The sequence below is a fragment of the Microbacterium sp. zg-Y1090 genome (genome assembly GCF_030246945.1).
Lineage (GTDB): Bacteria > Actinomycetota > Actinomycetes > Actinomycetales > Microbacteriaceae > Microbacterium > Microbacterium wangruii.
Genome location: NZ_CP126742.1, coordinates 899,988 through 921,843 on the forward strand (window position 1 = coordinate 899,988; position 21,856 = coordinate 921,843).

The 21,856-nt window shown below is 70.3% G+C and carries 17 protein-coding genes and 1 tRNA gene; 13 read left to right on the forward strand and 5 right to left on the reverse strand.

The genetic code is table 11. The features are described 5' to 3' along the window. Window positions 1–25: 25 nt before the first annotated feature. A complete protein-coding gene (locus tag QNO26_RS04200) occupies window positions 26–814 on the reverse strand; it encodes a FadR/GntR family transcriptional regulator (RefSeq protein ID WP_257525846.1) in 789 nt (262 codons plus the stop codon). 108 nt (window positions 815–922) lie between these two features. On the opposite strand from QNO26_RS04200, the gene QNO26_RS04205 reads away from it, so the two are divergent. The 8 genes from QNO26_RS04205 to QNO26_RS04240 all read left to right on the forward strand — a co-directional run bounded on the left by QNO26_RS04205 (window position 923) and on the right by QNO26_RS04240 (window position 12,036). After that, a complete protein-coding gene (locus QNO26_RS04205; RefSeq protein ID WP_257525845.1) occupies window positions 923–2,608 on the forward strand; it encodes a thiamine pyrophosphate-dependent enzyme in 1,686 nt (561 codons plus the stop codon). Continuing rightward, window positions 2,605–4,068: an aldehyde dehydrogenase family protein gene (locus tag QNO26_RS04210; protein WP_257525844.1), complete on the forward strand. Its 1,464-nt coding sequence runs from the start codon at window positions 2,605–2,607 to the stop codon at window positions 4,066–4,068. Before QNO26_RS04205 ends, QNO26_RS04210 begins: the two co-directional genes overlap by 4 nt. A 101-nt stretch (window positions 4,069–4,169) precedes the next feature. Further along, window positions 4,170–5,744 carry an ABC transporter substrate-binding protein gene (locus QNO26_RS04215; RefSeq protein WP_257525843.1) on the forward strand — a complete coding sequence of 525 codons (1,575 nt, stop codon included), beginning with the start codon at window positions 4,170–4,172 and terminating at the stop codon, window positions 5,742–5,744. A gap of 10 nt (window positions 5,745–5,754) precedes the next feature. Further along, a complete protein-coding gene (locus QNO26_RS04220; RefSeq protein ID WP_285181739.1) occupies window positions 5,755–6,768 on the forward strand; it encodes an ABC transporter permease in 1,014 nt (337 codons plus the stop codon). Next, window positions 6,765–8,678 (forward strand): dipeptide/oligopeptide/nickel ABC transporter permease/ATP-binding protein, encoded by a 1,914-nt coding sequence (locus tag QNO26_RS04225; protein WP_257525834.1) that lies wholly within the window; start codon window positions 6,765–6,767, stop codon window positions 8,676–8,678. The genes QNO26_RS04220 and QNO26_RS04225 overlap by 4 nt, the downstream gene beginning before the upstream one ends. Next, entirely contained in the window at window positions 8,678–9,478 is an 801-nt protein-coding gene (locus QNO26_RS04230) for an ABC transporter ATP-binding protein (protein ID WP_257525833.1), read from the forward strand. Before QNO26_RS04225 ends, QNO26_RS04230 begins: the two co-directional genes overlap by 1 nt. A gap of 3 nt (window positions 9,479–9,481) precedes the next feature. Next, window positions 9,482–10,666 (forward strand): M20 metallopeptidase family protein, encoded by a 1,185-nt coding sequence (locus tag QNO26_RS04235; protein WP_257525832.1) that lies wholly within the window; start codon window positions 9,482–9,484, stop codon window positions 10,664–10,666. Then, a complete protein-coding gene (locus QNO26_RS04240; RefSeq protein WP_257525831.1) occupies window positions 10,663–12,036 on the forward strand; it encodes a S10 family serine carboxypeptidase-like protein in 1,374 nt (457 codons plus the stop codon). Before QNO26_RS04235 ends, QNO26_RS04240 begins: the two co-directional genes overlap by 4 nt. Window positions 12,037–12,125: 89 nt before the next feature. Here the strand turns inward: QNO26_RS04240 and QNO26_RS04245 are convergent, their stop codons facing one another. Further along, window positions 12,126–13,598: a S10 family peptidase gene (locus QNO26_RS04245; protein ID WP_257525830.1), complete on the reverse strand. Its 1,473-nt coding sequence runs from the start codon at window positions 13,596–13,598 to the stop codon at window positions 12,126–12,128. A 420-nt stretch (window positions 13,599–14,018) separates the two neighbouring features. Between QNO26_RS04245 and QNO26_RS04250 the strand changes: the two genes are divergently transcribed. After that, window positions 14,019–14,174 carry a hypothetical protein gene (locus tag QNO26_RS04250; protein WP_257525829.1) on the forward strand — a complete coding sequence of 52 codons (156 nt, stop codon included), beginning with the start codon at window positions 14,019–14,021 and terminating at the stop codon, window positions 14,172–14,174. A gap of 3 nt (window positions 14,175–14,177) precedes the next feature. After that, window positions 14,178–15,401: a tyrosine-type recombinase/integrase gene (locus QNO26_RS04255; protein WP_257525828.1), complete on the forward strand. Its 1,224-nt coding sequence runs from the start codon at window positions 14,178–14,180 to the stop codon at window positions 15,399–15,401. 133 nt (window positions 15,402–15,534) lie between these two features. Here the strand turns inward: QNO26_RS04255 and QNO26_RS04260 are convergent. From QNO26_RS04260 to QNO26_RS04270, 3 genes are all read right to left on the reverse strand, one after another. After that, window positions 15,535–15,607 (reverse strand) — tRNA-Lys (locus tag QNO26_RS04260). A 23-nt stretch (window positions 15,608–15,630) separates the two neighbouring features. Next, window positions 15,631–17,103 (reverse strand): serine/threonine-protein kinase, encoded by a 1,473-nt coding sequence (locus tag QNO26_RS04265; RefSeq protein WP_257525827.1) that lies wholly within the window; start codon window positions 17,101–17,103, stop codon window positions 15,631–15,633. A 186-nt stretch (window positions 17,104–17,289) separates the two neighbouring features. Then, window positions 17,290–17,949 (reverse strand): fasciclin domain-containing protein, encoded by a 660-nt coding sequence (locus tag QNO26_RS04270; protein ID WP_257525826.1) that lies wholly within the window; start codon window positions 17,947–17,949, stop codon window positions 17,290–17,292. 131 nt (window positions 17,950–18,080) lie between these two features. Between QNO26_RS04270 and QNO26_RS04275 the strand changes: the two genes are divergently transcribed. From QNO26_RS04275 to QNO26_RS04285, 3 genes are read left to right on the forward strand one after another with little or no spacing between them, the layout of a single operon-like run. Next, window positions 18,081–19,799, forward strand: a complete 1,719-nt coding sequence (locus QNO26_RS04275; protein WP_257525825.1) for a cytochrome c biogenesis protein DipZ — start codon at window positions 18,081–18,083, stop codon at window positions 19,797–19,799. 37 nt (window positions 19,800–19,836) lie between these two features. Next, on the forward strand, window positions 19,837–20,436 hold the full coding sequence (sigK, locus tag QNO26_RS04280) for an ECF RNA polymerase sigma factor SigK (RefSeq protein ID WP_257525823.1): 600 nt from the start codon (window positions 19,837–19,839) through the stop codon (window positions 20,434–20,436). Next, window positions 20,433–21,836 (forward strand): anti-sigma factor, encoded by a 1,404-nt coding sequence (locus QNO26_RS04285; RefSeq protein WP_257525822.1) that lies wholly within the window; start codon window positions 20,433–20,435, stop codon window positions 21,834–21,836. Before sigK ends, QNO26_RS04285 begins: the two co-directional genes overlap by 4 nt. The last annotated feature ends 20 nt before the right edge of the window (window positions 21,837–21,856 follow it).

The following is a 21,856-nucleotide window of genomic DNA, read 5'->3' on the forward strand; positions in this document are numbered from 1 at the left end:
GACCTCGCACGCGCGCCGCCGGCGGTCAGCGGCCGAGGGTGCGGTGCCGGACGATCGCGTCGCGCTGGATGTCGATGTTGCGGCTGCGGATTGCTTCGACGAGGTCGCGGTGGATCTGCAGGCGCTCGTCGGTATCCGGGTGGAAGCCGAGCACATCGAAGGTGCGCGATTCGCCGACGCTCTCGGACTCGATGTAGTCGACGAGATTGAGGTAGAACGTGCGCAGCACGGCGTTGGGCGTGATCTGCGCGATGCGGCGGTGAAGGCGCCAGTTGCCGTGGAGCCCCGCGATTGGGTCGTGCCAGGTCTCGACCACCTCGACGAGCAGCGCGTCGAGTTCGGCGAGGTCGGCGTCGGTGCGGTGCTCGGCGGCATCCCGCAGCACGGCCTCGTCGAGCGCGTCGAGCACTTCGACGATGTCGTTCACGGTCGCGCCCTGCTGGCGCAGCGACAGCACGTCGTGAGCGAGGCGCAGTAACGGCGACTGCTCGGCGACGAAGATGCCGCCGCCGGGGCCAGGGCGCACCTCTATGACCCCACGGGCACGCAGCACGCGGAGCGCCTCGCCGAGGGTCGCGGAGGCCACGCCGTAGCGTTCGCACAGTTCGTGCTTCGTTCCGATGCGGTAACCCGGTTGCCGGTTTTCGCGCGCAATGAGGTCCTCGATCTCGCGAACGACGCCATCGGCAACCGATTGGCTGATCCGCGCTCTTCCGCCATGGAATGCGTGCTGCTCCGACGCGATCTCGCGGGAGAGGGATGACATTTTCGCCTCCGGATCAGGCGCCTGTGACAGGCGCAGGGTGAGACACATCCTAGGGATTCTCGGGGGAGGGGCGTAGGGGAACGCGCCGCATCGAGACCTATTTGCGTAATTGATTGTAACCAATAGGATGATCTCGATTGACCCCGAAAGGACCTCATGACAGCCACCACGGGAGGCGACCTCCTCGCCGACGCGCTCATCGCCCAGGGAATCGACACCGTCTTCGGCATCCCCGGGGTCCAGCTCGACGGCGCGGCCGACGCGCTCTACCATCGGGCCGACAGAATCGACTTCGTCTGCGCGCGGAACGAACAGGCCACCACGTACATGGCCGACGGATACGCGCGTTCGACAGGCAAGGTCGGCGTCGCGATGGTCGTCCCGGGCCCAGGTGTGCTGAACGCCCTCGCGGGCGTCGCGACGGGCTACTCGGCCAACTCGCAGACCCTCCTCATCGCGGGGCAGATTGACTCGCACGCGATCGGCAAAGGGCTCGGTGCCCTGCACGAGATCCCTGACCAGACCGGCATCCTCGAACGCCTTACGAAGTGGACCGGCACCGCCCGGTCGGCCGCCGAGGTTCCCGGCCTCGTCGCCGAGGCCTTCCGCCAGCTGAAGAGCGGCCGTCCGCGCCCCGTCGCGCTGGAGGTCCCGCCGGACGTGCTTACCGCGACGGCGGAAGCCGCAATCGCGGGCCTCGTCACACCGGCGCCCATCGTGCCCGACCAGCGCGACGTGGCCCGTGCCGCCGAACTGCTGCGCGCCTCGCGTCGCCCCATGATTGTCGTCGGTGGCGGTGTCATCGCGGCAGGCGCTTCGGCGGTGCTTCGCGAACTCGCCGAGTTGCTCGAAGCCCCGGTGCTCATGACCGAGAACGGCCGCGGCGCGCTCGACGCGCGTCACCGCCTTTCGTTCGACAGCCTCGCGTTGCGCACGCTCCGTGAGGACGCCGACCTCGTGCTCGCCGTCGGCACGCGCTTTGTGTCGACATTCGGCACGCAGGTCGATACCAACGGCGCCCCCGTGATTCTCATGAACGCCGAGTGCGCTGATCTGGAAGGCCCGCGCGCCTCGGCCCTCGCGATCCTCTCCGACGCGCGTGTCGGTCTCGAAGCGCTCGTCGCCGAGATTGGCGCAGTGAGCCGCGAAGACCGCAGTGCGGAGTTCGCGGCGGTTCGGGCCTGGCTGGAGGAGCAGCTCGCCGACATCGCGCCGCAGCGCGAGTATCTTGGCGCGATCCGCCTGGCGCTGCCCGAAGACGGCGTCTTCGTGAGCGAGTTCACGCAGGTGGGCTACGCCGCGAGCATGTGCTACCCCGCCTACCAACCGCGCACGTACGTCGGCCCCGGCTACCAGGGCACGCTTGGCTACGGGTTTGCCACGGCGCTCGGGGTCAAGGCCGCCGACCCGTCGCGCGCGGTCGTGTCGGTCAACGGTGACGGCGGGTTCTCCTGGACCCTGCAGGAACTCTCGACGATGAAGCGCTACGGCCTCGGGCTCACGACCATCGTGTTCCACGACGGGTTCTACGGCAATGTCCGCCGCATCCAGAAGAACCGCTATGGCGCCCGCTTCTTCGCGAGTGACCTCACGAACCCCGACTACCCGGCCCTCGCTGGTGCGTTCGGCATCGCCTCGGTGACCGCGCACGACCCGGCGTCTCTCGCGGGCGTACTGGCGGATGCCGTGACCGCCAACGAGCCGATCCTCATCGACGTGCCCGTCGGTGAGTTCCCCTCGCCGTGGCACCTCATCCACGAGGGCGTGCCGCGCCCCGCGCCACTTCCGGCGGGCTCTCACCTCGCCCCGGCCCTGCAGGGACAGGGGGTCACCTCCGCATGACCGGCGTACGCGGGCACTATATCGACGGCGCATGGACCGATCCTGTCGGCCGCGAGGTCATTGCCGTCGACAACCCGGCCGACGGGTCGATGGTCGGGGCGGTCGTCGCCGGGGACGCCGGCGACGTCGAGCGCGCCGTGACCGCCGCCCGTCGTGCGTTCAACCCGTGGGCTGCGCGCCCGATGGCGGAGCGCATCACATTTGTCGAGGCGCTAGCCGGGGGGCTCGAACGGCACCGCGACCGTCTCGCCGAGACGCTGACCGCCGAGATGGGAGCGCCGATCGCCTTCGCCCGCACGGCGCAGGTGGGGGTCGCGATCGGCGACCTCCTGCACCTCATCGCCGCAGCGAAGGCGCACATCGACCGTGAATCGGTGTCGAACAGCCTCGTCGTGACGGAGCCGGTGGGTGTCGTGGCGGCGATTACCCCGTGGAATTTCCCTCTGCATCAGATCATGCTCAAGATCGGTGCGGCGATGCTCGCCGGGTGTACGACCGTGCTGAAGCCCAGTGAGATGGCCCCGCTCAACGCCGCGATCGTCGGCGAGATCCTCGATGAGATCGCCCTTCCCGCCGGTGTCGTGTCGATCGTTTTCGGCGACGGCCCGCGGGTCGGATCGTCTCTCGTGGAGCATCCCGACGTCGACATGGTGACCTTCACCGGCTCGCGCGGGGTCGGGGAGTACATCGCGCGCGCCGCCGCGGCGACAATCAAGAAGGTTGCTCTGGAGCTCGGTGGCAAGTCGGCTGCGGTCATCCTCGACGACGCGCCCGTCCACGACTCGGTCGCCGGAGTGCTGCGCTCGTGCTTCGCGAACACCGGGCAAACGTGCGCGGCGCTCACGCGCGTGCTCGTCCCTGAGTCGCTGCGCGACGAGTGGGAGCGGGCGGCGGTCACCGAGGCGGCGCGCTGGCAGCCGGGCGATCCCAGTGCGTCCGGCACCGCGATGGGTCCGCTCGCGTCGTCGTTGCAGCGCGCCCGCGTGCTGACGCACATGGCCGCAGCGCAGGAGGACGGCGCGCGCCTGCTTGTCGGCGGTCCAGAGCCGCTCAATCTGCCGGGCGCGTACGTGCGCCCGACCATCTACTCGGACGTTACGCCGGAAATGCGGATCTTCCACGAGGAGGTCTTCGGCCCGGTGCTCACGATCACGGGCTACGACGTGCTGGAGGATGCGATCACCCTCGCGAACAACAGCATCTACGGTCTCTCCGGCGGGGTGTGGTCGGCTGACCGTCGCCGCGCCCTCGACGTGGCGCTCCGTCTGCGCACGGGGACCGTGGGAATCAACGGCGCCGGTCTCGACGTCGGCGCCCCGTTCGGCGGCTACAAGCAGTCCGGATTGGGCCGAGAAGCAGGAAGCCGCGGGTTCGAGGAGTTCCTCGAAGTGAAGGCCGTCATGGGAGCAGCGGAGCTTCTCGACGACGGACGGGCTGAGAAGACTCGGTCCGTCAGATGACGTCAATACGTAATACCCGCGAAACATCCATATCCACATAATTGATACCAATCAATTAGCCCGTAGGGTGTGCCTCGACGCACCCAGAGAAAGGACCCTCCATGCGAAGAGGACCTATCGCGCTGGCCGGGATGCTGGGCGTCAGCGCTCTCGCGCTTTCCGCCTGCAGCACCGCCGGCGAGCCCGCCGCGAACGACGACACGCCAAAGGTGATCACCGTCGCTCTCGCGGCTGACCCGGGCGAACTGAACCCAATTACCAACGCCACCGAGGCCGGCCAGATCGTCAGCGCGTACGCTTACGAGACGCTCGTCGACTTCACCTCCGGCAAGGATGCCGCTGGGGCTCTCGCCGAAAGCTGGACCGAATCGACCACCGAGGTGTCCTTCACGCTGAAGGACGGCATCCTCTGCGCCGACGGCACCCCTCTCACCGCCTCCGACGTCAAGGCGAGCTTCGAGTACGCCGCCGCCGAAGAGACCGGCTCCCCGTTCAAGGGCGTCTACTTCCCGGCCTCCGGTCTCACGATCGAGGCCGACGACGACGCCCGCACCGTGACCTTCACGAGCGAGCAGGCCCAGTCTTTCCTCCTCGGCACGATCGGCCTCATGCCCGTCGTCTGCGCCGCCGCGGTCGAAGACCCGTCGGCGCTCGCGACCACGTCGCTCGGCACCGGGCCTTACGCCCTCGCCGACTCGGCGCCGGGCCAGAGCTACACGTTCGAGCTGCGCGACGACTACACGTGGGGCCCCCGCGGCGTCACGAGCGAGACCGAGGGCCTTCCCGCCACGGTCACGATCGAGATCGTCGAGAACGAGACCACGATCGCGAACATGCTGCAGTCGGGTGACGTGCAGGTGGGCACCGTCGCCGGCGCCGACCGCGACCGCCTCGACGCGCTCGACCTGAACGCGCTGCAGGTGCCCGACCGTCCGGGTCTGGTGTTCTTCAACCAGAACGACGGCCGTCCCACGGGCGACCCGGCCGTGCGCCAGGCGCTCGCGTCGGCGATCGACCGCGACGCCGTCGGCAAGGTCTCCACGGGCGGCCGTGGCACCGAGCTGAAGACGCTCGTCAGCTCGTTCTCGTCGGTGTGCACCACGGCCGACGCGACCGCCGTCATCCCGGCGTTCGACGCCGCTGCCGCCGGCGCCGCGCTCGACGCCGCGGGCTGGACCCTCTCGGGCGACGTCCGCCGCAAGGACGGCAAGAACCTCGAGCTCGTCCTCCTCTACCCGGGCAACGTCGACGAGTCGGTCGTCTCGGGCATCGAGCTCATCCAGCAGCAGCTCGCCGAGGTCGGCGTCACGGCGACCCCGACCCCGTCGCCCGCCTACACCGACGTCATCTTCGGCGGCGGCGACTGGGACCTGATCTGGGCCCCGATCGCCACGACCCTCCCCAACACCTGGGCGGGCATCATGTCGGGTGAGTTCCCGCCCAACGGCGGCAACTGGACCTTCAACACGAACGAGGAGTTCTTCGCGCTGACCGCCCAGGCCCAGGCCCTGGCCGGCGAGGAGAGCTGCGACGCGTGGACCGCCGCTCAGGAGTCGCTCATCGCGGATGCCGCGGTGCTGCCCTTCTACGAGTCGACCGGCACCTTCTACGGCGACGGGGTCACCTTCGACCTCTCGTCGACGGGTCTGATCGTCCCGACGAGCCTGCGAGGCTGAGTAGTTCCGCATGACAACCGACACGACCGTGTCCTCGGCGCCCGCCGTGGCGGCTCCTTCGCGGAGCCGCCACGGCGGCCCTTGGGTCGTCTTCCTCGTCCGACGGCTGATCCGGTCGCTCGTGGCGATGTGGGTCATCGTCACGGCGGCGTTCCTCGTGCTGCGTGCCGCCGGGGGCGACCCCGTGCGCGCCGCGCTGGGCGCCACGGCCGACGAATCCGTCGTGCAGGCCCGTCGTGAGCAGCTGGGGCTCGACCAGCCCCTCATTGTCCAGTACGTCGACTACCTCCTCGGCCTCCTGCGCGGCGACCTCGGCGCGTCGCTGATCACGGGCCGCGAAGTGACCGACCTGGTCGCCCAGCGCATGCCCGCCACCCTCGAGCTCGCCGCGCTGTCGTTCGTCGTCATCCTCCTCGTGGCCGTGCCGCTCGGCCTGTTCGTCGCGATCCTCACGCAGGGCGGACGCCGCCGCGGCGCCGAAGTCGCCTTCACCGGCGTCACCGCGTTCATCGCCGCAATCCCCGAATACCTCCTCGGCGTCGTGCTCATCATCGTGTTCGGCATCACGGCGCACCTGCTGCCGGTGGCCGGCCGCGGCGGCCCCGAGTCGTACATCCTCCCCGTCGCGGCGATGTCGATCGCGGCCTCGGCATCCATCGCCCGCATCGCCCGCATCGAGGCGCTCGCGACCCTGGGGGACGACTACGTGCGCACGGCGCGCTCCAAGCGCCTGCCGGCCGCGCTGGTCTACTTCAGGCATGCGCTCCCGAACATGCTGACCGCGACGCTCACGATCGGCGGCACCATGCTCGGCACGATGGTCGCCAGCGGCGTGCTCGTCGAGCAGGTCTTCAACTGGCCGGGCCTCGGCACCGCGTTCGTCGGGGCCATCACGGCCAAGGACTACGGCATCGTGCAGGGTCTCGCCCTCGTCTACGCCGCGATCATCCTGACGATCAACCTCATCGTCGACATCGTCCTGTCGCTCCTCGACCGACGCACCACCCTCATGGAGACGTCATGACCCCTCGTCGACGCCGCCTCGCCGTCCAGCCGATGGCCGTCATCACCGCCCTCATGCTGGCTTTCATCGTCTTCTTCGCCGTCTTCGCCCCCATCTGGTGGGGCGAAGAGGCCGTGCTGGCCAACCCCGACGCCATCGCGCTGCCGCCCTCGGATTCGCATCCGCTCGGCACCGACAACCTGGGCCGCGACATCCTCGTTCGCACGCTCGTCGCGACGCGCCTGTCGCTCCTGATGGCCCTCGCCGCCACCGCCCTCGGCGCCGTCGCCGGACTCCTGGTGGGCGCGCTGCCGGCCGTCATGGGGCCTCGGGCGCAGCGCGCCTTCTCGAACATCATCGCGACGTGGCTCGCGTTCCCCGTGCTGCTGGTCGCGATGCTCACCGTGATCCTGCTCGGCCCGGGCTCGGCGACCGCCGTGCTCGCCCTCGCGCTCACGATGACGCCGTCGTTCGCGCGTCTCGCGCAGACGCTGTCGGCGCGGGTCGCGGGCTCCGAGTACCTCGCGGCGGCGCGGATGCTGGGGGTCTCGCGTGGCCGCCAGTTCACGCACTACATCCTCCCGAACATCGCCGAGCCCGTCATCGTCAACGTGACGACGTCGATCGGCGGCGGCCTGCTCGCGCTGTCGAGCCTCAGCTTCCTCGGGATCGGCGTGCAGCCGCCCGAGTTCGACTGGGGTCGCATGTTGTCGGAGGGCTTCGCGCAGGTGTACGTGTCGCCTGTCGCGGCGATCGGACCGGGTGTCGCGGTCGTGTTCTCGGGCCTCGCATTCAGCATGCTCGGCGAGTCGCTCGCGGCGCACATGCGTCACCGCAGCGGCCGCACGGTGCGCTCGCCCCGTCGCCTGGGGGCCGCACCCCGTACGCTCGTGCCGGCCGCGCCGGCGCCCGCCGAGCAGCCGCTCCTGGACGTGCAGGGCCTGTGCATCTCGTTCCCCGGCGAAGACGGCTGGATCCGCACGGTGCAGGACGTGTCGTTCCGCGTGGGTCGCGGCGAGCTCGTCGGCGTCGTCGGCGAGTCGGGCAGCGGCAAGAGCGTCACGATGATGTCGATCGCGCAGCTTCCTCCCGCCGGTGCCATCGTCACAGCCGAGCGCATCACGTTCGAGGGCGACGAGCTGGCAGGGCTCTCGCCCGAGCGGGCGGGCAGAGCGCTGGGCACCCGCATCGGCGTCGTCTTCCAGGACTCGCTCACCGCGCTCAACCCCGCCCTCCGGGTCGGCACGCAGCTCGGCGAAGTGCCGCGCGTGCACGGCGGCGCGAGCCGCGCCGAGGCGCGCGCCGCCGCCGTCGCCGCGCTCGACGCGGTCGACATCCCGGATGCCGAGCACCGTGCGGGCCAGTTCCCGCACGAGTTCTCCGGCGGGATGCGCCAGCGCGCGCTCATCGCGATGTCGCAGATTGGCGCACCCGCCCTCGTGATCGCCGACGAGCCGACGACCGCTCTCGACGTGACGGTGCAGCGCCGCGTGCTGCAGCTGTTGCGGCGCCAGTGCGAAGACAACGGCTCGGCGGCGCTCGTCGTCTCGCACGACATCGCGGTGCTCGGCGAACTGTGCCGCCGCATCCTCGTGATGTACGCCGGACGCATCGTCGAAGACGTTGATGCCACTCTGCTGGCATCCCCCGAGAAGCTCGCGCACCCGTACACGCGGGCACTCGCGGCGTCGCTGCCCGACCTTGACACCGACCGCACGAAGCCGCTCGCGACGATCGCCGGCGAGCCGCCGGACCTGTCCAGGCCGATCGCGGGCTGCGCCTTCGCAGCGCGCTGCCTGTTCGCGACCGAACGCTGCCGCACGGAGGCGCCCGTCCTGCGCGAGCATCCGCACGGCGGCCGCGTGGCCTGCTGGCACCCGCAAGACGGCGTCTCGGTGCCGCTCACGACCCGCGCGGAGGTGGCTTCCTGATGGCAGAGCTCGTCATCGATGACCTGACGGTCACGTTCGGGCACGGCGCCAAGGCGATCAACGCCGTCGACGGCGTGTCACTCACCGTGCCCAGCGGCACCATCGTGGGCCTCGTCGGCGAGTCGGGGTCGGGTAAGTCGACCGTCGCGCGCACCGTCGCCGGCCTCCAGAAGGCCACTGCCGGACGCATCTCGCTCGACGGCAGTGACCTGCTCGACGCCAAGGCGTCGCGCCGCGAGCGCGCCCGTGACGTGCAGATGATCTTCCAAGACCCGTACTCGTCGCTCAACCCCCGCATGACCGTGGGCGAGACGATCGGCGAAGCGCTCGCCATCCACTCGGGCCGTTCGGCGGCAGGACGCAAGGCCTCGGTGCGCGAACTGCTGGAGCTCGTGCGCCTGAAAGCGTCGGCGGCCGACCAGTACCCCTCGCAGCTGTCGGGCGGCATGCGCCAGCGTGTCGCGATCGCGCGGTGCCTGGCCGTCAAGCCCCGCCTGATCGTCGCCGACGAGATTACGTCGGCACTCGACGCCTCCGTGCAGGGGGCGGTGCTGAACCTCATCCGCGACCTGCAGCGCGACCTCGGCCTATCGATGCTCTTCATCACCCACAACCTCGCTGCCGTCCGCTACATCGCCGACACCACTGCCGTCATGCGGACGGGAAGGATCGTCGAGGTCGCGGGAGCCGAAATGATCGTGTCGGCGCCCACCCACCCGTACACCCGGAGCCTCGTCGCGGCCATCCCCCGCATCGAGCACGCCGGCACCGACCACCTGCTCACCTCTGGAGAGGACTGATCCATGACCCTCGTCGACGACGCGCGCGCGCTGCTCCCCGACCTCGTGCGGCTGCGCCGCGAGATCCACGCCGACCCCGAGCTCGGACTCACGTTGCCACGCACGCAGGCCCGCGTCGTCGCGGCCCTCGAAGGTCTCGGCCTGGAGATCACGCTCGGCACGGGCCTCGACTCGGTCGTCGCGGTGCTGCGCGGTGCGCACCCCGGGCCGTCGGTGCTGCTGCGGGGCGACATGGACGCCCTCCCCATCGTCGAGCAGACCGACCTCGACTTCCGTTCGGAGAACGGCGCGATGCACGCGTGCGGCCATGACTTGCACGCCGCGGGCCTCGTGGGCGCTGCGCGCCTGCTCGCCGCGCGACGCGACGAGCTGCATGGCGATGTCGTGTTCATGTTCCAGCCCGGCGAGGAGCTGGGAAACGGCGCCGAGATCATGGTCGACGAAGGGGTGCTCGATGCCACGGGCACCCGGGTGAGCGCCGCGTACGGCCTGCACGTCGTTCCCGGTATCAAGGGCGTCTTCTCGACGCGGCCCGGTCCCATCATGGCGGGCGCTCTCGAACTCGAGGCGACGATCATCGGCAAGCCCGGCCACGCGTCGCAGCCGCACTTCGCGGTCGACCCGGTGCCTGCCGCCGCCGAGATCGTCACGGCCCTCCAGAGCTACGTCACGCGCCGTCACTCGGTGAGCGACCCCGCCGTCGTCACCGTCACGAAGCTCGCCGCCGGGGGCGATGCCTTCAACGTCATCGAGGGCACCGCGTACCTCGGCGGGTCGGTGCGCGTCGTGTCGGAAGACGCCCTCGCGCGCGTGAAGACGGAGATCCCCGCCCTGATCGCCGCGATCGCCCAGGCGCACGGGTGCACGGCGGAGGTCAGGCTCGATCTGCTGTGCCCTCCGACGACGAACGACGTCGCCCTCGGCGAAGCGGCGCTCGGAGAACTCGCCCGCGTCTTCGGGCAGGAACGCGTCTGGACCACTCCCGCTCCCGTCATGGGCTCAGAGGACTTCAGCTACGTGTCGCGCGAAGTGCCGGCCGTGTACTTCTACCTGCGGTCGACGCCCGACCACCTCGATCCCGAGACGTCGGCGCCCAACCACACGCCCTTCGCGCTGTTCGACGACAGTGTGCTCGGCGACCAGGCGGCCGCGCTCGCCGCGCTCGCGCTCAGCCACCTGCAGCGGTGAGTACTCTCACGCGGCACCGCCTGGGCGACCGGGAGTACGCGTGCCACGTCGAGTCGTGGAACCTCGAGATCGATGACCGTGTCGTCGCCGACGCGTGGACCTTCGGCTACGTCACGGAGCCCATCGACCGCGCACGGCCGGTGCTGTTCCTGTTCAATGGCGGCCCGGGCGTCGCATCGATGTGGCTGCACCTGAGCGGGCTCGGCCCGTTCAAGGCCGACACCCCGGTCGATCTTGACGCCCCGGCGTCCGCCACGTCGCCCCTCGTGCCGAGTGCGCACACGCTGCTCGATGAGGTCGACCTCGTGTTCGTCGACCCTGCGAACACCGGATTCTCGCGCTTGGCCGACGGCGCCGAGCCGTCGGAGGCCACCGGCGTCGACCGCGACGCCGCGCTCACCGCCCAGGTGATCCGCCGCTGGCTGCGCCGCCACGGGCGCTTCGCCTCTCCCGTAGCACTGCTCGGCGAGAGCTACGGCACCGTGCGCGCGCCGCTCACGGCCACCGCCCTGCGGCAAGACGGCATCATCGTCACCCGCATCGCCCTGCTCGGACAGTGCCTCAACACCCAGGAGGTCAACCAGCGGGCGGGGAACGCCGCCGGCTACGTCGCCGCCCTCCCGTTCCTGGCCGCCACCGCCTGGTTCCACGGGCGGAGCGCCCACGCCGACCTGACGCTCGACGAGGTGACCCGCACCGCTCACGCCTTCGCCGTGCGCGACTACGCGCTCGCGCTGGGCGAGGCCGAGCCCGCAGGCGCCGTCGTCGACACGCTCGCCGGGTTCACGGGGCTCACGCCCGCGCAGCTGCGCTGCCGGCGCCTGCGCGTCGACAAGGAGGAGTTCCGCCGCATCCTCCTCGCTGACGCCGGCCGCACGGTCGGCCTCACCGACACCCGGTACACGATCGCCGCCGGCGACGAGCGCGAGCCGTACCTGGATGCCGCCGACGTGCGACTCGCCCCCGTGTTCACCGCCGCGCTGCACGAGCTGTTCACGGGGCCGCTCGGGCTGTCGGTCGAGCGGGATTACCGCCCCGCCGTCTCGTCGCACCGGTACTGGAACTACCTCGAGGCGTCGGCCCTCCACCGATTCGACGCGAGCCCCACGCCGTCGCCGTTCGCCGTGTTCGACTATCCCGCGCACCTGAGCGCCCTCTTCCGCGCCGACCCGCGCACCCGCGTGTTCATCGGCACGGGGCACTTCGACGCCCTGACGACCGTCGGCGCCGTCGAGCACCTGAAGGCCCAGTACGGCCTCCCCGCCGACCGCATCAGCGAAGGCCGCTACCCCGCGGGTCACATGATGTACTCCGACCCGGCGAGCCTCGCCGCGCTGTCGGCCGATCTGCGCGCGTTCCTGCGCGACTGACGCCCTCCCCGCCGGTCTCGTGCGCCACCGCACGAGGAAGGGCCCGGACGCCGCGGCGTCCGGGCCCCCGTGGCCGAGGTCTGTTCGGGTTAGACCTCGACGGGGGTGTGGTCGGTCGCGTCCGCGTAGAATGCGTGCAGGTCGGTCACCATCTGGGCGATGACGACCTCGTCGACGAACGTCATGTGCCCCGACTCGTAGAAGCGGAAGCGGATGTTCTCGCGCAGGTCGGGCGCCAGGTACAGGCGCGAGATGTCGACCTCCGACGAGAAGAACGGGGTCGCGAGGTCGTACACGCCGCCCATGACCGCGACCTTCAGGTTCGGGTTGCGACGGATCGCGGCCGACAGGTCGAGGCTCACATCGGGCACGAACTGGGGAGCGTCGATGCCGGGGGCCTTGTGCTTCCAGTCCCACGCGCGAGAGATGGGCATGTTGTAGAGGTGGCGGTAGTGCAGCTCGCTCGTGTAGCCGAGGTCGCCGGCGACGTGCTCACGGAACGTCGACAGGTGCGCGCTGTTCACGCCGGCGGTGGCGGCGTCGTCGGTCGCCGGGTCGTGCGAGCCGTTGCCCACGACGTACTGGTGCTCGGCGACGAAGCGGGTGTCGAAGCGGCCGACGACACGGCCCTGATCCTTCAGCAGCGCGTAGCGGAACGGCTCCATGCCGATTCGGAAGTGCGCCGCCAGCACGGCGTCGACCTCGAGGCCCGTGAACGCGGCGTACCGCTCGGCGACGGTGCGCTCGAAGTCTGTGTCGATGCGGTCGCCCAGCTGCAGTGCGCGGGCGTAGTCGCCCTGCGCGAAGTCGCGCGCGTCGGCCAGTAGCGTCTCGAGCGACGCTGCCTCCACGCGGCAGCGGCCGTGATGCCAGGCGGTCGCCGCGAACGAAGGCACCAGGTTGATGTACTCCTGATCGAAGCCCAGGTTGTTGAGGCCCCAGTTGAGCACGGTCGACAGCAGCACGACGCCGTTGAAGTCGAGTCCCTGGTTCTGGAGCTTGTGCACGAGCGCCGCCGAGCGGGTCGTGCCGTACGATTCGCCGAACAGGAACCGCGGGGTGTTCCAGTTGTTCGTGATCGTCAGGTAGCGCGTGATGGCGCGCGCGAACGCATCAACATCCTGGTCGACGCCGTACAGCTGCGCCGCCGTCGTGTCACCGAGCAGACGCGAGTACCCGGTGCCCGGCGCATCGAGGAACACCATGTCGGTCTCGGCGAGCAGCGTATGCGGGTTCGGTCCGACCGTGTACGGAGCGGGAGGCGTGGCCGTGGGGGTCGCGGTGGGCGCGCGCATCGGGCCAAACCCTCCGATGTTGAGCCACAGGCTCGCAGAGCCGGGACCGCCGTTGAAGAAGAAGGTCAGCGGGCGCCGTGGTGCGCCGGCAAGGCGGTCGGCAGCGTACGCAAGGTAGAACATGCTCGCGAGCGGCGTGCCCTCGTCGTCGCGAACGATTATGGTGCCCGCCGTTGCGGTGTAATCGATACTTCCGGCCGCCAGGGTTATCGAGTGCCGGCTCGAGACGGCTTCCTCTGTGTGCGTGGCGGGCTCATAGTCGGTCATGCGCGCTCCAATGATCCAAACGATTACTATGAATAGGCTAGCGGGTCAACCTAGTTGGGTTGGACGTCGAAAGCCCGTAGAGAGCCCCGAGCTCGGCTCACCTCGGCGCACTCGCTGCGAGCGCACCCCATACAAATCGCCCGCCAAAGAGCTCGTACGCGAGTTTCATCGGCCGGCGACCGAAACGACGATGCACGCAGGCACCAATCGGTGGCCCACAACCCCTCTTGCGGAAAAACAATGATCGCGTGTAAACCCGGTTACGTGGGCAAGAACGCCACCGACCGACGGAAGGCTCGTCGCAGAGAAGCTGCGGCGAAGGCTGCCGCGGCCGTTAAGGAACAGGTGCTCGTCGATCGATGGGGGAGTCGGCTCGGTGCTCTCGACCGCGTGAGTGCGATCTCGCGCAGACTCGACGAGATGAGGGCGGAGGAGCTGCGCCTGCTGCTCGAGCGCGACGATCTCGTCGTCGCGCTCCGCGATGTCGACGTCCCCTGGACGCACCTCGCCGCGCGCACGGGCCTCAGTCGCCAGGCGCTCATTAAGCGCCTCGTCGTCTCAGCGGACCGGGTCTGAGTCATGGGCAGCATCCACTCGTATACGACCGCCGCCGGACGGCGATACCGGATCAGCTACCGCAAGCCGAACGGGCAGCAAGCGACGTTGCGCGGGTTCCGGACGAAGCACGAGGCGGAGATCCGACTCGCCGAGGTGGAGATCTCGAAGAACCGCGGTGAGTTCGTCGATCCCTCGGACTCGAGAACCCCGCTCGGATTGCTGGGGACCGAGTGGCTCGCGTCGCGACAGGCGGATCTCAAGCCGTCGACGTTCCGCAGCGTCGACTCAGCCTGGCGCATCCATGTGCGTCCGAAATGGGAGCGGCGCGCGGTCGGCGGCATCCGCCACTCGGAGGTCCAGGCGTGGGCCTCGGAGCTCGCCAAGACGCACAGCCCGACGACGGTGCGCCGCGCGCACGAAGTGCTCGCCGGCATCCTCGACGTCGCCCTCCGCGACCGGCGCATCGCTTCGAACCCCGCCCGCGGCATCAAGCTGCCACGGAAGGTCGCGAAGTCGCGCGCGTACCTCACTCATCAGCAGGTCGCCGACCTTGCGCGCGAGTCGTCGCAACCCGAGCTGGTCGTGTTCCTCGCCTACACGGGCCTTCGCTGGGGTGAGGCGACCGGGCTGCGCGTCAAGCACGTCGACCTTCGGCGGCGGCGGGTGAGCGTCGAAGAGAACGCGGTGGAGGTGGGAAGCGCCATCCAGGTCGGCACGCCGAAGACCCACGAGAAGCGCCAGGTGCCCTACCCGCCGTTCCTGGCCGGCACGATGGAGCGGCTCGTCACCGGCCGCGGACGCGACGAGCTGGTGTTCGGGGACGGAAAGAGTCACCTCCGGCGGCCGAAGTCCACGAGTGGCTGGTTCCACGGCGCGGTGACGCGCGCGCAAGCCTCCGCCGACCAGGCGATCGCGGACGCGCTCGTAGCCGGCCGACAGCCGCCATCATCGTTCCCGCGTGTGACTCCGCATGACCTCCGCCACACTGCCGCATCGCTCGCCATCTCGGCGGGTGCGCACGTGAAGGCGGTGCAGCGGATGCTGGGTCACGCATCGGCGGTGATGACACTCGACACCTACGCCGACCTTTTCGACGACGACCTCGATACCGTGTCGGAAGCGCTGGGGTCAGCGGCCGCTGCATCCGACGTGCCCGCGATCCTGTCCGAGGCGATGGCGCGTGACAACGCCCTGACAAGGGCGTCTGACAACGCCCCTGACAACGCCTCTGACAACGGCGCGTGACAACAAGCGACAGCCTTCCGCGCCGAGAAACCGCGTACGGATGTTGTCAAATTGTTGTCACGGGGTGATTTCCGAGACCTTCGACGGGCCGCGATCCCAGTGTTTACAAGGGATCGGAGGGTATGATATGCAGTGGGCCCCGTGGGGCTCGAACCCACGACCCGCGGATTAAAAGTCCGATGCTCTACCGACTGAGCTAGAGGCCCTCGACTCCCAGCCTAGTAGGCCGTCAGCGGTTGCCGTGCCCGTTGCCGCTGTTGTTGCCGGGGCCCCGGTTGGGGTTGGCGTTGCCGCTGTTATTGCCGGGGCCCGCGTTCGGGTTCGCCTGCGCGGGGCCACTCGGCCGCTCGGCGGGTGCGTCCACAGGCGTCACGACGACGGGCTCGGAATCGACGGCCGAGACGGGAGCAGGCGCCTCCACCTCTTCGGCGACGATGGCGGGGTCGATCGGTGCGGGCTCAACAGGTGCCGGGTCCTGCTGCACGATGGGCGCCGGGTCGGGCGAGACATTGGCGGCGCCGAACACGGCGGAGATCAGAGAGACCGACATCACCGCGAGCACGGCGACCGCGGCGGCAGCCGCATAGACGCGGCGCGGGTAGCGGGCGGCCGGCCGCGCGATCGGCACGAGGCCGGGCACGGAGAGGACCGCGTCGTCGGCGCGCCGTGCCGACACGGCCCACGACGCCCGCCGGGGCGCGGGGGTGGTCGGCAGCTGCAGGGCAGCGGTCGTGACGTTCGCGGCCGCCGCGCGGGCGCGGTCGCGACGTGTCGCCGCGGGAGTCGCGGACGCGGCGGCTTGCATCGGCATGGTGATGGCCGGCGGGGTCAGGACGCCCGTTCCGGGCGCGTCGGGCACCGTCAGGCGGGCGGCCGCGCAGGCCACCTCCAGGGCGCTCGGGCGGTCCTCGGGACGCATCGCCGTCATCGCCTGCAGCAGGTCACGCCACGGCGCCGGGAGCGATGCCGGAATCGCGGGCGGGTCGATGAGGCGAGCCGTGAGCGCACCGATCCCGGAGGCGTCGGAGTAAGGGCGCCGGCCCGTGAGTGCCTCGATGAGAAGGATGCCGAGGGCGTAGATGTCGGCCGCCGGGGTGGGCGTCTCGCCGCGGGCCTGCTCCGGCGCGAGATATGCGGCCGTGCCGATCACCAGTCCCGGGTCGGTCGCCCGCGTCGTCTGCTCGAGATAGGCGATGCCGAAGTCGGCGACCTTGGCGCGCCACCGTCCGTTCGACAGCGGCGAGCGCCACAGCAGCACGTTGGAGGGCTTCACATCGCGGTGGACGACGCCCGAGGCGTGGGCGACGTGCAGGCCCTCCGCGATGTCGAGCGCGATGCCCGCGAGCTCCCGGGCATCCAGGTCGCCCTGGTCGAGCCTCCCGCGCAGGGTGAGACCGGGCACGTACTCCATGACCAGGTAGGCGACATCGTCTTCGGTGTGGCCGATGCGCGCGTCGAACAGGGTGACGAGGCACGGGTGGTTGAGCGAGGCCAGCAGCAGCATCTCGGCGCGGGCGCGCTCCACCGAGCCCAGCCCGTCGACCTGACGGTGCATCACCTTGACGGCGACGGTGCGCTGCAGGTGCACGTCGTCGGCACGGAAGACGCGCCCCGCCCCGCCGGCGCCGATCTCCTCGCGCAGCCGGTAGCGGCGCTCCAGCACCGTGCCCTCGGCGATCTCGGTCGCGCTTGCGTGGATCATGGCCCTCCAGCCCATCGTCGGCGGCCTATCCCGCGGTTCGATCTTTACGACGCTAACGAAGTCGATTCCGGCGCATCGATGCTTGACGAATCCGCCGAAACATGAGATAGCCCCCGGTGACATCGCTGCACCGGGGGCCTCACCGTTCCTCACAGGCCGCGGATTCCCCGCCGCGACCCGTTCGACTCACTGTGCCGGAGGCATCAGGACCGTGTCGATGAGATAAACGGTGGCATTGGAGGTCTGCACGCCGCCGCAGATGACCATCGCGTCGTTGACCATCCACTCGTCGCCCGACCCGGTCACTTCCAGCTCCTCGCCCTGCAGCGTGGTGTGGGTGCCGGCGATGTCCGCCGGGTCCACCTGGCCCTCGACCACGTGGTAGGTCAGGATCGACGTCAGCGTGTCGGAGTCGGTCTTGAGGGAGTCGAGCGTCGCCTGGTCGATCTTCGCGAACGCGTCGTCGACGGGGGCGAACACGGTGTACTCGCCGTTGTTGAGCGTCTCGACGAGGTCGACATCGGGGTTGAGCTCACCGCTGACCGCGGCGGTCAGCGTGGTCAGCAGCGGGTTGTTGGATGCCGCGACAGCCACCGGCTCCTGCGACATGCCCTCGATCGAGCCGGCGCCGTCCGGAACGGTCTCGGCGTAGTCCTCGCAGCCGGCGCCGACGAGCATGGCACCGGCATCCATCGCCTCGGGCGTGGTGGTCTCCGACGACTCCGGTGCCATCGACGCCGTGTCGTCGCTCTCGGTGTCGCTGCCCATCGAGCATGCCGACAGTGCGAAAGCGCCGGCGACCATGAGAGTCAGAGCTGCGGTGGTCTTCTTCTTGGTGCTGAGCATGATGTCCTCCGGTTTTGGGGAGCCGCCAGGACTGCGGCCATGACTGCTGTTCGGAGCGGTGCGCCGATCGGATGGAAAAAAATCCGATCCCTCTGTCGAGCCGAAGAACCCCCCGACGGAAACGGGGACACATGGAGCTCATCATCATCGGCCTGCTGGGAGGGCTGATCACCGGGATCTCGCCGTGCATCCTCCCGGTGCTGCCGGTCATCTTCCTCACCGGCGGCGCGCAGTCCGCGCGGTTCGAGGGGGACCCCACGACCATCCCCGCGCGGCGCAGCCGTCCGTACCTCGTCATCGCGGGCCTGGTGACCAGCTTCACCCTGGTCACCCTCGCCGGATCGCTGATCCTCGGGGCGCTCAACCTGCCGCAGGACGTCATCCGGTGGGTGGGGATCGCGGTGCTCGTGCTCATCGGCGTCGGCCTGCTCGTGCCACGGTTCGAGCAGGTGCTCGAGAAGCCGTTCCAGAGGCTGCCCCGCCGCGAAGTCGCCAACAGGGGGAGCGGCTTCGCGGTGGGGCTCGCGCTGGGCGCGGTGTTCGTGCCCTGCGCCGGTCCCGTGCTGGCGGCCATCATCGTCGCCGGGGCGACCGGGCAGATCGGCGTGGACACCGTCGCCCTCACGGCATCCTTCGCCATCGGCGTCGCCCTGCCCCTGCTGGTGTTCGCCCTCGCCGGGCGCGGCCTCATCGAGCGCATCAAGGCGTTCCGCACCCGCGAGCGCGGCCTGCGCATCGCCGCCGGGGTCGCCATGCTCGCCCTCGCCGTCGGCCTCGTCTTCAACGTGCCGCAGCTGCTGCAGCGCCTCGTGCCCGACTACACCGCCGACCTGCAGCGAGACCTCACCGAGAACGAGGATGCCGCGCGCGCCCTGAACCTGGGAGGCATCGTCACCGACGAGAACCGTGAGCTCGACAACTGCACCAACGGCGCCACCGAGCTCGAGTCGTGCGGCACCGCCCCCGGCATCCGGGGGATCGAGTCGTGGCTGAACACCCCTGACGGCGGTGGCATCGACCTGGCAGACCTGCGCGGGCAGGTCGTGCTCATCGACTTCTGGGCGTACTCGTGCATCAACTGTCAGCGCTCGATCCCGCACGTCGTGGCCTGGGACGACGCCTACCGCGACGCGGGCCTGCAGGTCATCGGCATCCATTCGCCCGAGTACGCCTTCGAGAAGGATGCCGGCAACGTCGCCGCCGGTGCGGCCGACTTCGGCATCGAGTACCCGGTCGCGCTCGACAACGCCCTGTCGACCTGGACCAACTATCGCAACCGGTACTGGCCGGCCCACTACCTGATCGACGCCGAGGGCACCGTGCGGCACATCTCGTTCGGCGAGGGCAACTACACCGCGACCGAGGCGATGATCCGCGAGCTGCTGAAGGACGCCGATGCGGATGCCGCTCTGCCGGCGCCCACCGACGTCGCCGACCTCACCCCCGAGGCGGGGTCGACGACGCCCGAGACGTTCCTCGGGTCGGCGAAGGACGTCAACTACGGCGGGGACGAGCGCTACCGAGCCGGCACGCGCCCGTTCGCCTACCCCGGCGACCAGCCGGCCGACTCGTTCGCCCTGTCGGGGGAGTGGGACGTGCAGACGCAGTTCGCCACCCCGGCCGGCGACGAGGGCGGCATCCGTCTGCGCTTCACCGCCGAGGAGGTGCGGGTGGTGCTCGCCGGCGAGGGGCGGGTGCAGGTGCGCGTCGACGGTGAGGCGGCAGACGCCATCGAGGTCGGCGGCACGCCCCGGTCGTATGCGCTGATCGAGGCGGCGCCGACCCGTGACGGCGTCATCGAGATCACCGTGCCGGCGGGGGTGCAGGCGTATTCGTTCACATTCGGGTGATCAATGCAAGCCAGGCGCGGACGAGGGGATGTGGTGCATGCTGGACGAGATGGTCATCGACGGCGTGGATGTGCCGGAGGACGGGCCGGCGCGGGACCACGCCGCCGAACTCCTCGTTCGTGTTGCCGCCGGCGACCAATCCGCCTTCGCGCGGCTCTACGACATGCTGGCGCCGCGGGTGTTCGGTCTGATCGTGCGGGTGCTGGTCGACCGGTCGCAGAGCGAAGAGGTGCTGCAGGAGGTCTTTCTCGAAGTGTGGCAATCCGCTGCGCGCTTCGCTCCGAACAAGGGGCAGGGGAGGGCATGGGTCCTCACCATGGCCCACCGCCGAGCGGTGGACCGGGTGCGGGCATCCCAGTCCAGCGCAGACCGCGACCTGAAAGCGGGCCTGCGTGATCTCGACGTCGCACACGACGACGTCGCCGAGCAGGTCGAGCTGAAGGTGGAGGGGCAGAAGGTGGCAGGTGCGCTGTCGGCTCTTCCCGCACCTCAGCGCGAAGCGATCGAGCTGGCGTACTACGGCGGTTACAGTCAGAGCGAAATCGCCGTGCTGGTGGGCGCGCCGCTCGGAACGATCAAGACCCGGATGCGTGACGGACTGTCGCGACTGCGCGCCGCGATGGGGGTGACCGCATGACCGAGCAGGACTTCGCCGAACTCGCCGCCGGTCACGCCCTCCATGCCCTCTCGCACGACGACGAGGCCGCCTACTGGGAAGCGCTCGCCGCCAACCCGGCGTGGGAGCAGATCGCGCAGGCGGATGCCGCTGCCGCCGCCGCCCTCGCCGACGCCGTGCGCCCGGTCGCGCCGCCGCTGACCGCGCGCTCGGTGCTGCTCGCTCGGGTCACCGCACTGGCACGGGAGCAGGCCCACCCCGCGCCGGCGGCGGCCGCGTTCGACGCCGCGGATGACGACGTCGACGACAGCGGGCCCGTCACCCACGTGGTCGGGGTCGTGCCGCCGCCCCCCGCGGCACTGCGACCGCCGGCCGACCCGGTGGCGGCTGCGCCGCCGGTGCCGCCGGTACCGCCGCTTCCGCCGGTGCCGCCCGTGCCGCCCCTGCCGCCTGCCGCGGCAGCGTCGGGGGACGACGTCCCCGCCGCGCCGTCTCGGCGCCGCGATCGTGCCGCGGGCGAGACGACGGATGCCGCCGGTGCCGAACCCGAGACGCAGTTGCTGCCCGCGGCTGACCCGGCAGCGGCTGCCGTCGACGACGAGCCCGCGGCGGAGCCGGCATCCGGTGCCGTCGACGACGAGCCCGTGACCGACCCGGCATCCGGTGCCGTCGACGATGTGCCCGTGACCGACCCGGCATCCGGTGCCGTCGACGACGAGCCCGTGACCGACCCGGCATCCGGTGCCGTCGACGATCTGCCCGCGCCCGACCACGCCTCCGAGGATGGGCAGGCCGAGGCGACCGGCCCATCGCCGATCACCGGACCGAATCCGATGACGGGCCTCACGCGGCTGTTCGGGTTGCAGGCGGCCGCCACGTCACCGATATCCGTGCCGCCGGCATCCGGCGATGGCGCCGAGCCGCCGACGACGACCACGGCGATGCAGGCCGTCGTGCGGCAACGCTGGACGCGCGGGCTCATCGCGCTCGCCGCCTGCCTGACGCTGCTCGTGGGCGTGGGGTTCGGTGCGGGCGCCGTGCACAACTGGCTCAACCGCCCGGCATCCGTCGTGGCGCTCGACGAGGTCAGGGACGCCCCCGACGCGCAGTCGGCCACCGTCGTCATGGAGGGCGGCCTGACGATGACGGCGTACTGGTCGGCCGAGCAGGGCAAGGCGGTGCTGGTGACCGACGGGCTGCCGCCGATCCCCACCGACGAGACGTTCGAGATGTGGCTGATCCGCGACGACGAGCCCACCTCGGCGGGAACCTTCACCCCGCAGTCTGGCAGCCGTGCCACCTCGGTGATCGACAGCGAGGTGCAGCCGGGCGACGTCTTCGCCATCACCGTCGAACCGGCCGGTGGGTCTCCGAACGGCGCGCCCACGAGTGATCCGATCGTCGCCGTCCCCACCGCCTGACCGGCTCCGGCGCGGTGGTC

Excerpts from the sequence above, each read along its gene's own strand:
- QNO26_RS04210 (WP_257525844.1), top strand. The coding sequence starts at position 2,605 with ATGACCGGCGTACGCGGGCACTATATCGACGGCGCATGGACCGATCCT.
- QNO26_RS04250 (WP_257525829.1), top strand. The coding sequence starts at position 14,019 with ATGAGGGCGGAGGAGCTGCGCCTGCTGCTCGAGCGCGACGATCTCGTC.
- QNO26_RS04285 (WP_257525822.1), top strand. The coding sequence starts at position 20,433 with ATGACCGAGCAGGACTTCGCCGAACTCGCCGCCGGTCACGCCCTCCAT.
- QNO26_RS04215 (WP_257525843.1), top strand. The coding sequence starts at position 4,170 with ATGCGAAGAGGACCTATCGCGCTGGCCGGGATGCTGGGCGTCAGCGCT.
- QNO26_RS04275 (WP_257525825.1), top strand. The coding sequence starts at position 18,081 with ATGGAGCTCATCATCATCGGCCTGCTGGGAGGGCTGATCACCGGGATC.
- QNO26_RS04265 (WP_257525827.1), bottom strand. The coding sequence starts at position 17,103 with ATGATCCACGCAAGCGCGACCGAGATCGCCGAGGGCACGGTGCTGGAG.
- QNO26_RS04220 (WP_285181739.1), top strand. The coding sequence starts at position 5,755 with ATGACAACCGACACGACCGTGTCCTCGGCGCCCGCCGTGGCGGCTCCT.
- QNO26_RS04200 (WP_257525846.1), bottom strand. The coding sequence starts at position 814 with ATGTGTCTCACCCTGCGCCTGTCACAGGCGCCTGATCCGGAGGCGAAA.
- QNO26_RS04230 (WP_257525833.1), top strand. The coding sequence starts at position 8,678 with ATGGCAGAGCTCGTCATCGATGACCTGACGGTCACGTTCGGGCACGGC.
- QNO26_RS04245 (WP_257525830.1), bottom strand. The coding sequence starts at position 13,598 with ATGACCGACTATGAGCCCGCCACGCACACAGAGGAAGCCGTCTCGAGC.
- QNO26_RS04225 (WP_257525834.1), top strand. The coding sequence starts at position 6,765 with ATGACCCCTCGTCGACGCCGCCTCGCCGTCCAGCCGATGGCCGTCATC.
- QNO26_RS04205 (WP_257525845.1), top strand. The coding sequence starts at position 923 with ATGACAGCCACCACGGGAGGCGACCTCCTCGCCGACGCGCTCATCGCC.
- QNO26_RS04255 (WP_257525828.1), top strand. The coding sequence starts at position 14,178 with ATGGGCAGCATCCACTCGTATACGACCGCCGCCGGACGGCGATACCGG.
- QNO26_RS04270 (WP_257525826.1), bottom strand. The coding sequence starts at position 17,949 with ATGCTCAGCACCAAGAAGAAGACCACCGCAGCTCTGACTCTCATGGTC.
- QNO26_RS04235 (WP_257525832.1), top strand. The coding sequence starts at position 9,482 with ATGACCCTCGTCGACGACGCGCGCGCGCTGCTCCCCGACCTCGTGCGG.
- sigK (WP_257525823.1), top strand. The coding sequence starts at position 19,837 with ATGCTGGACGAGATGGTCATCGACGGCGTGGATGTGCCGGAGGACGGG.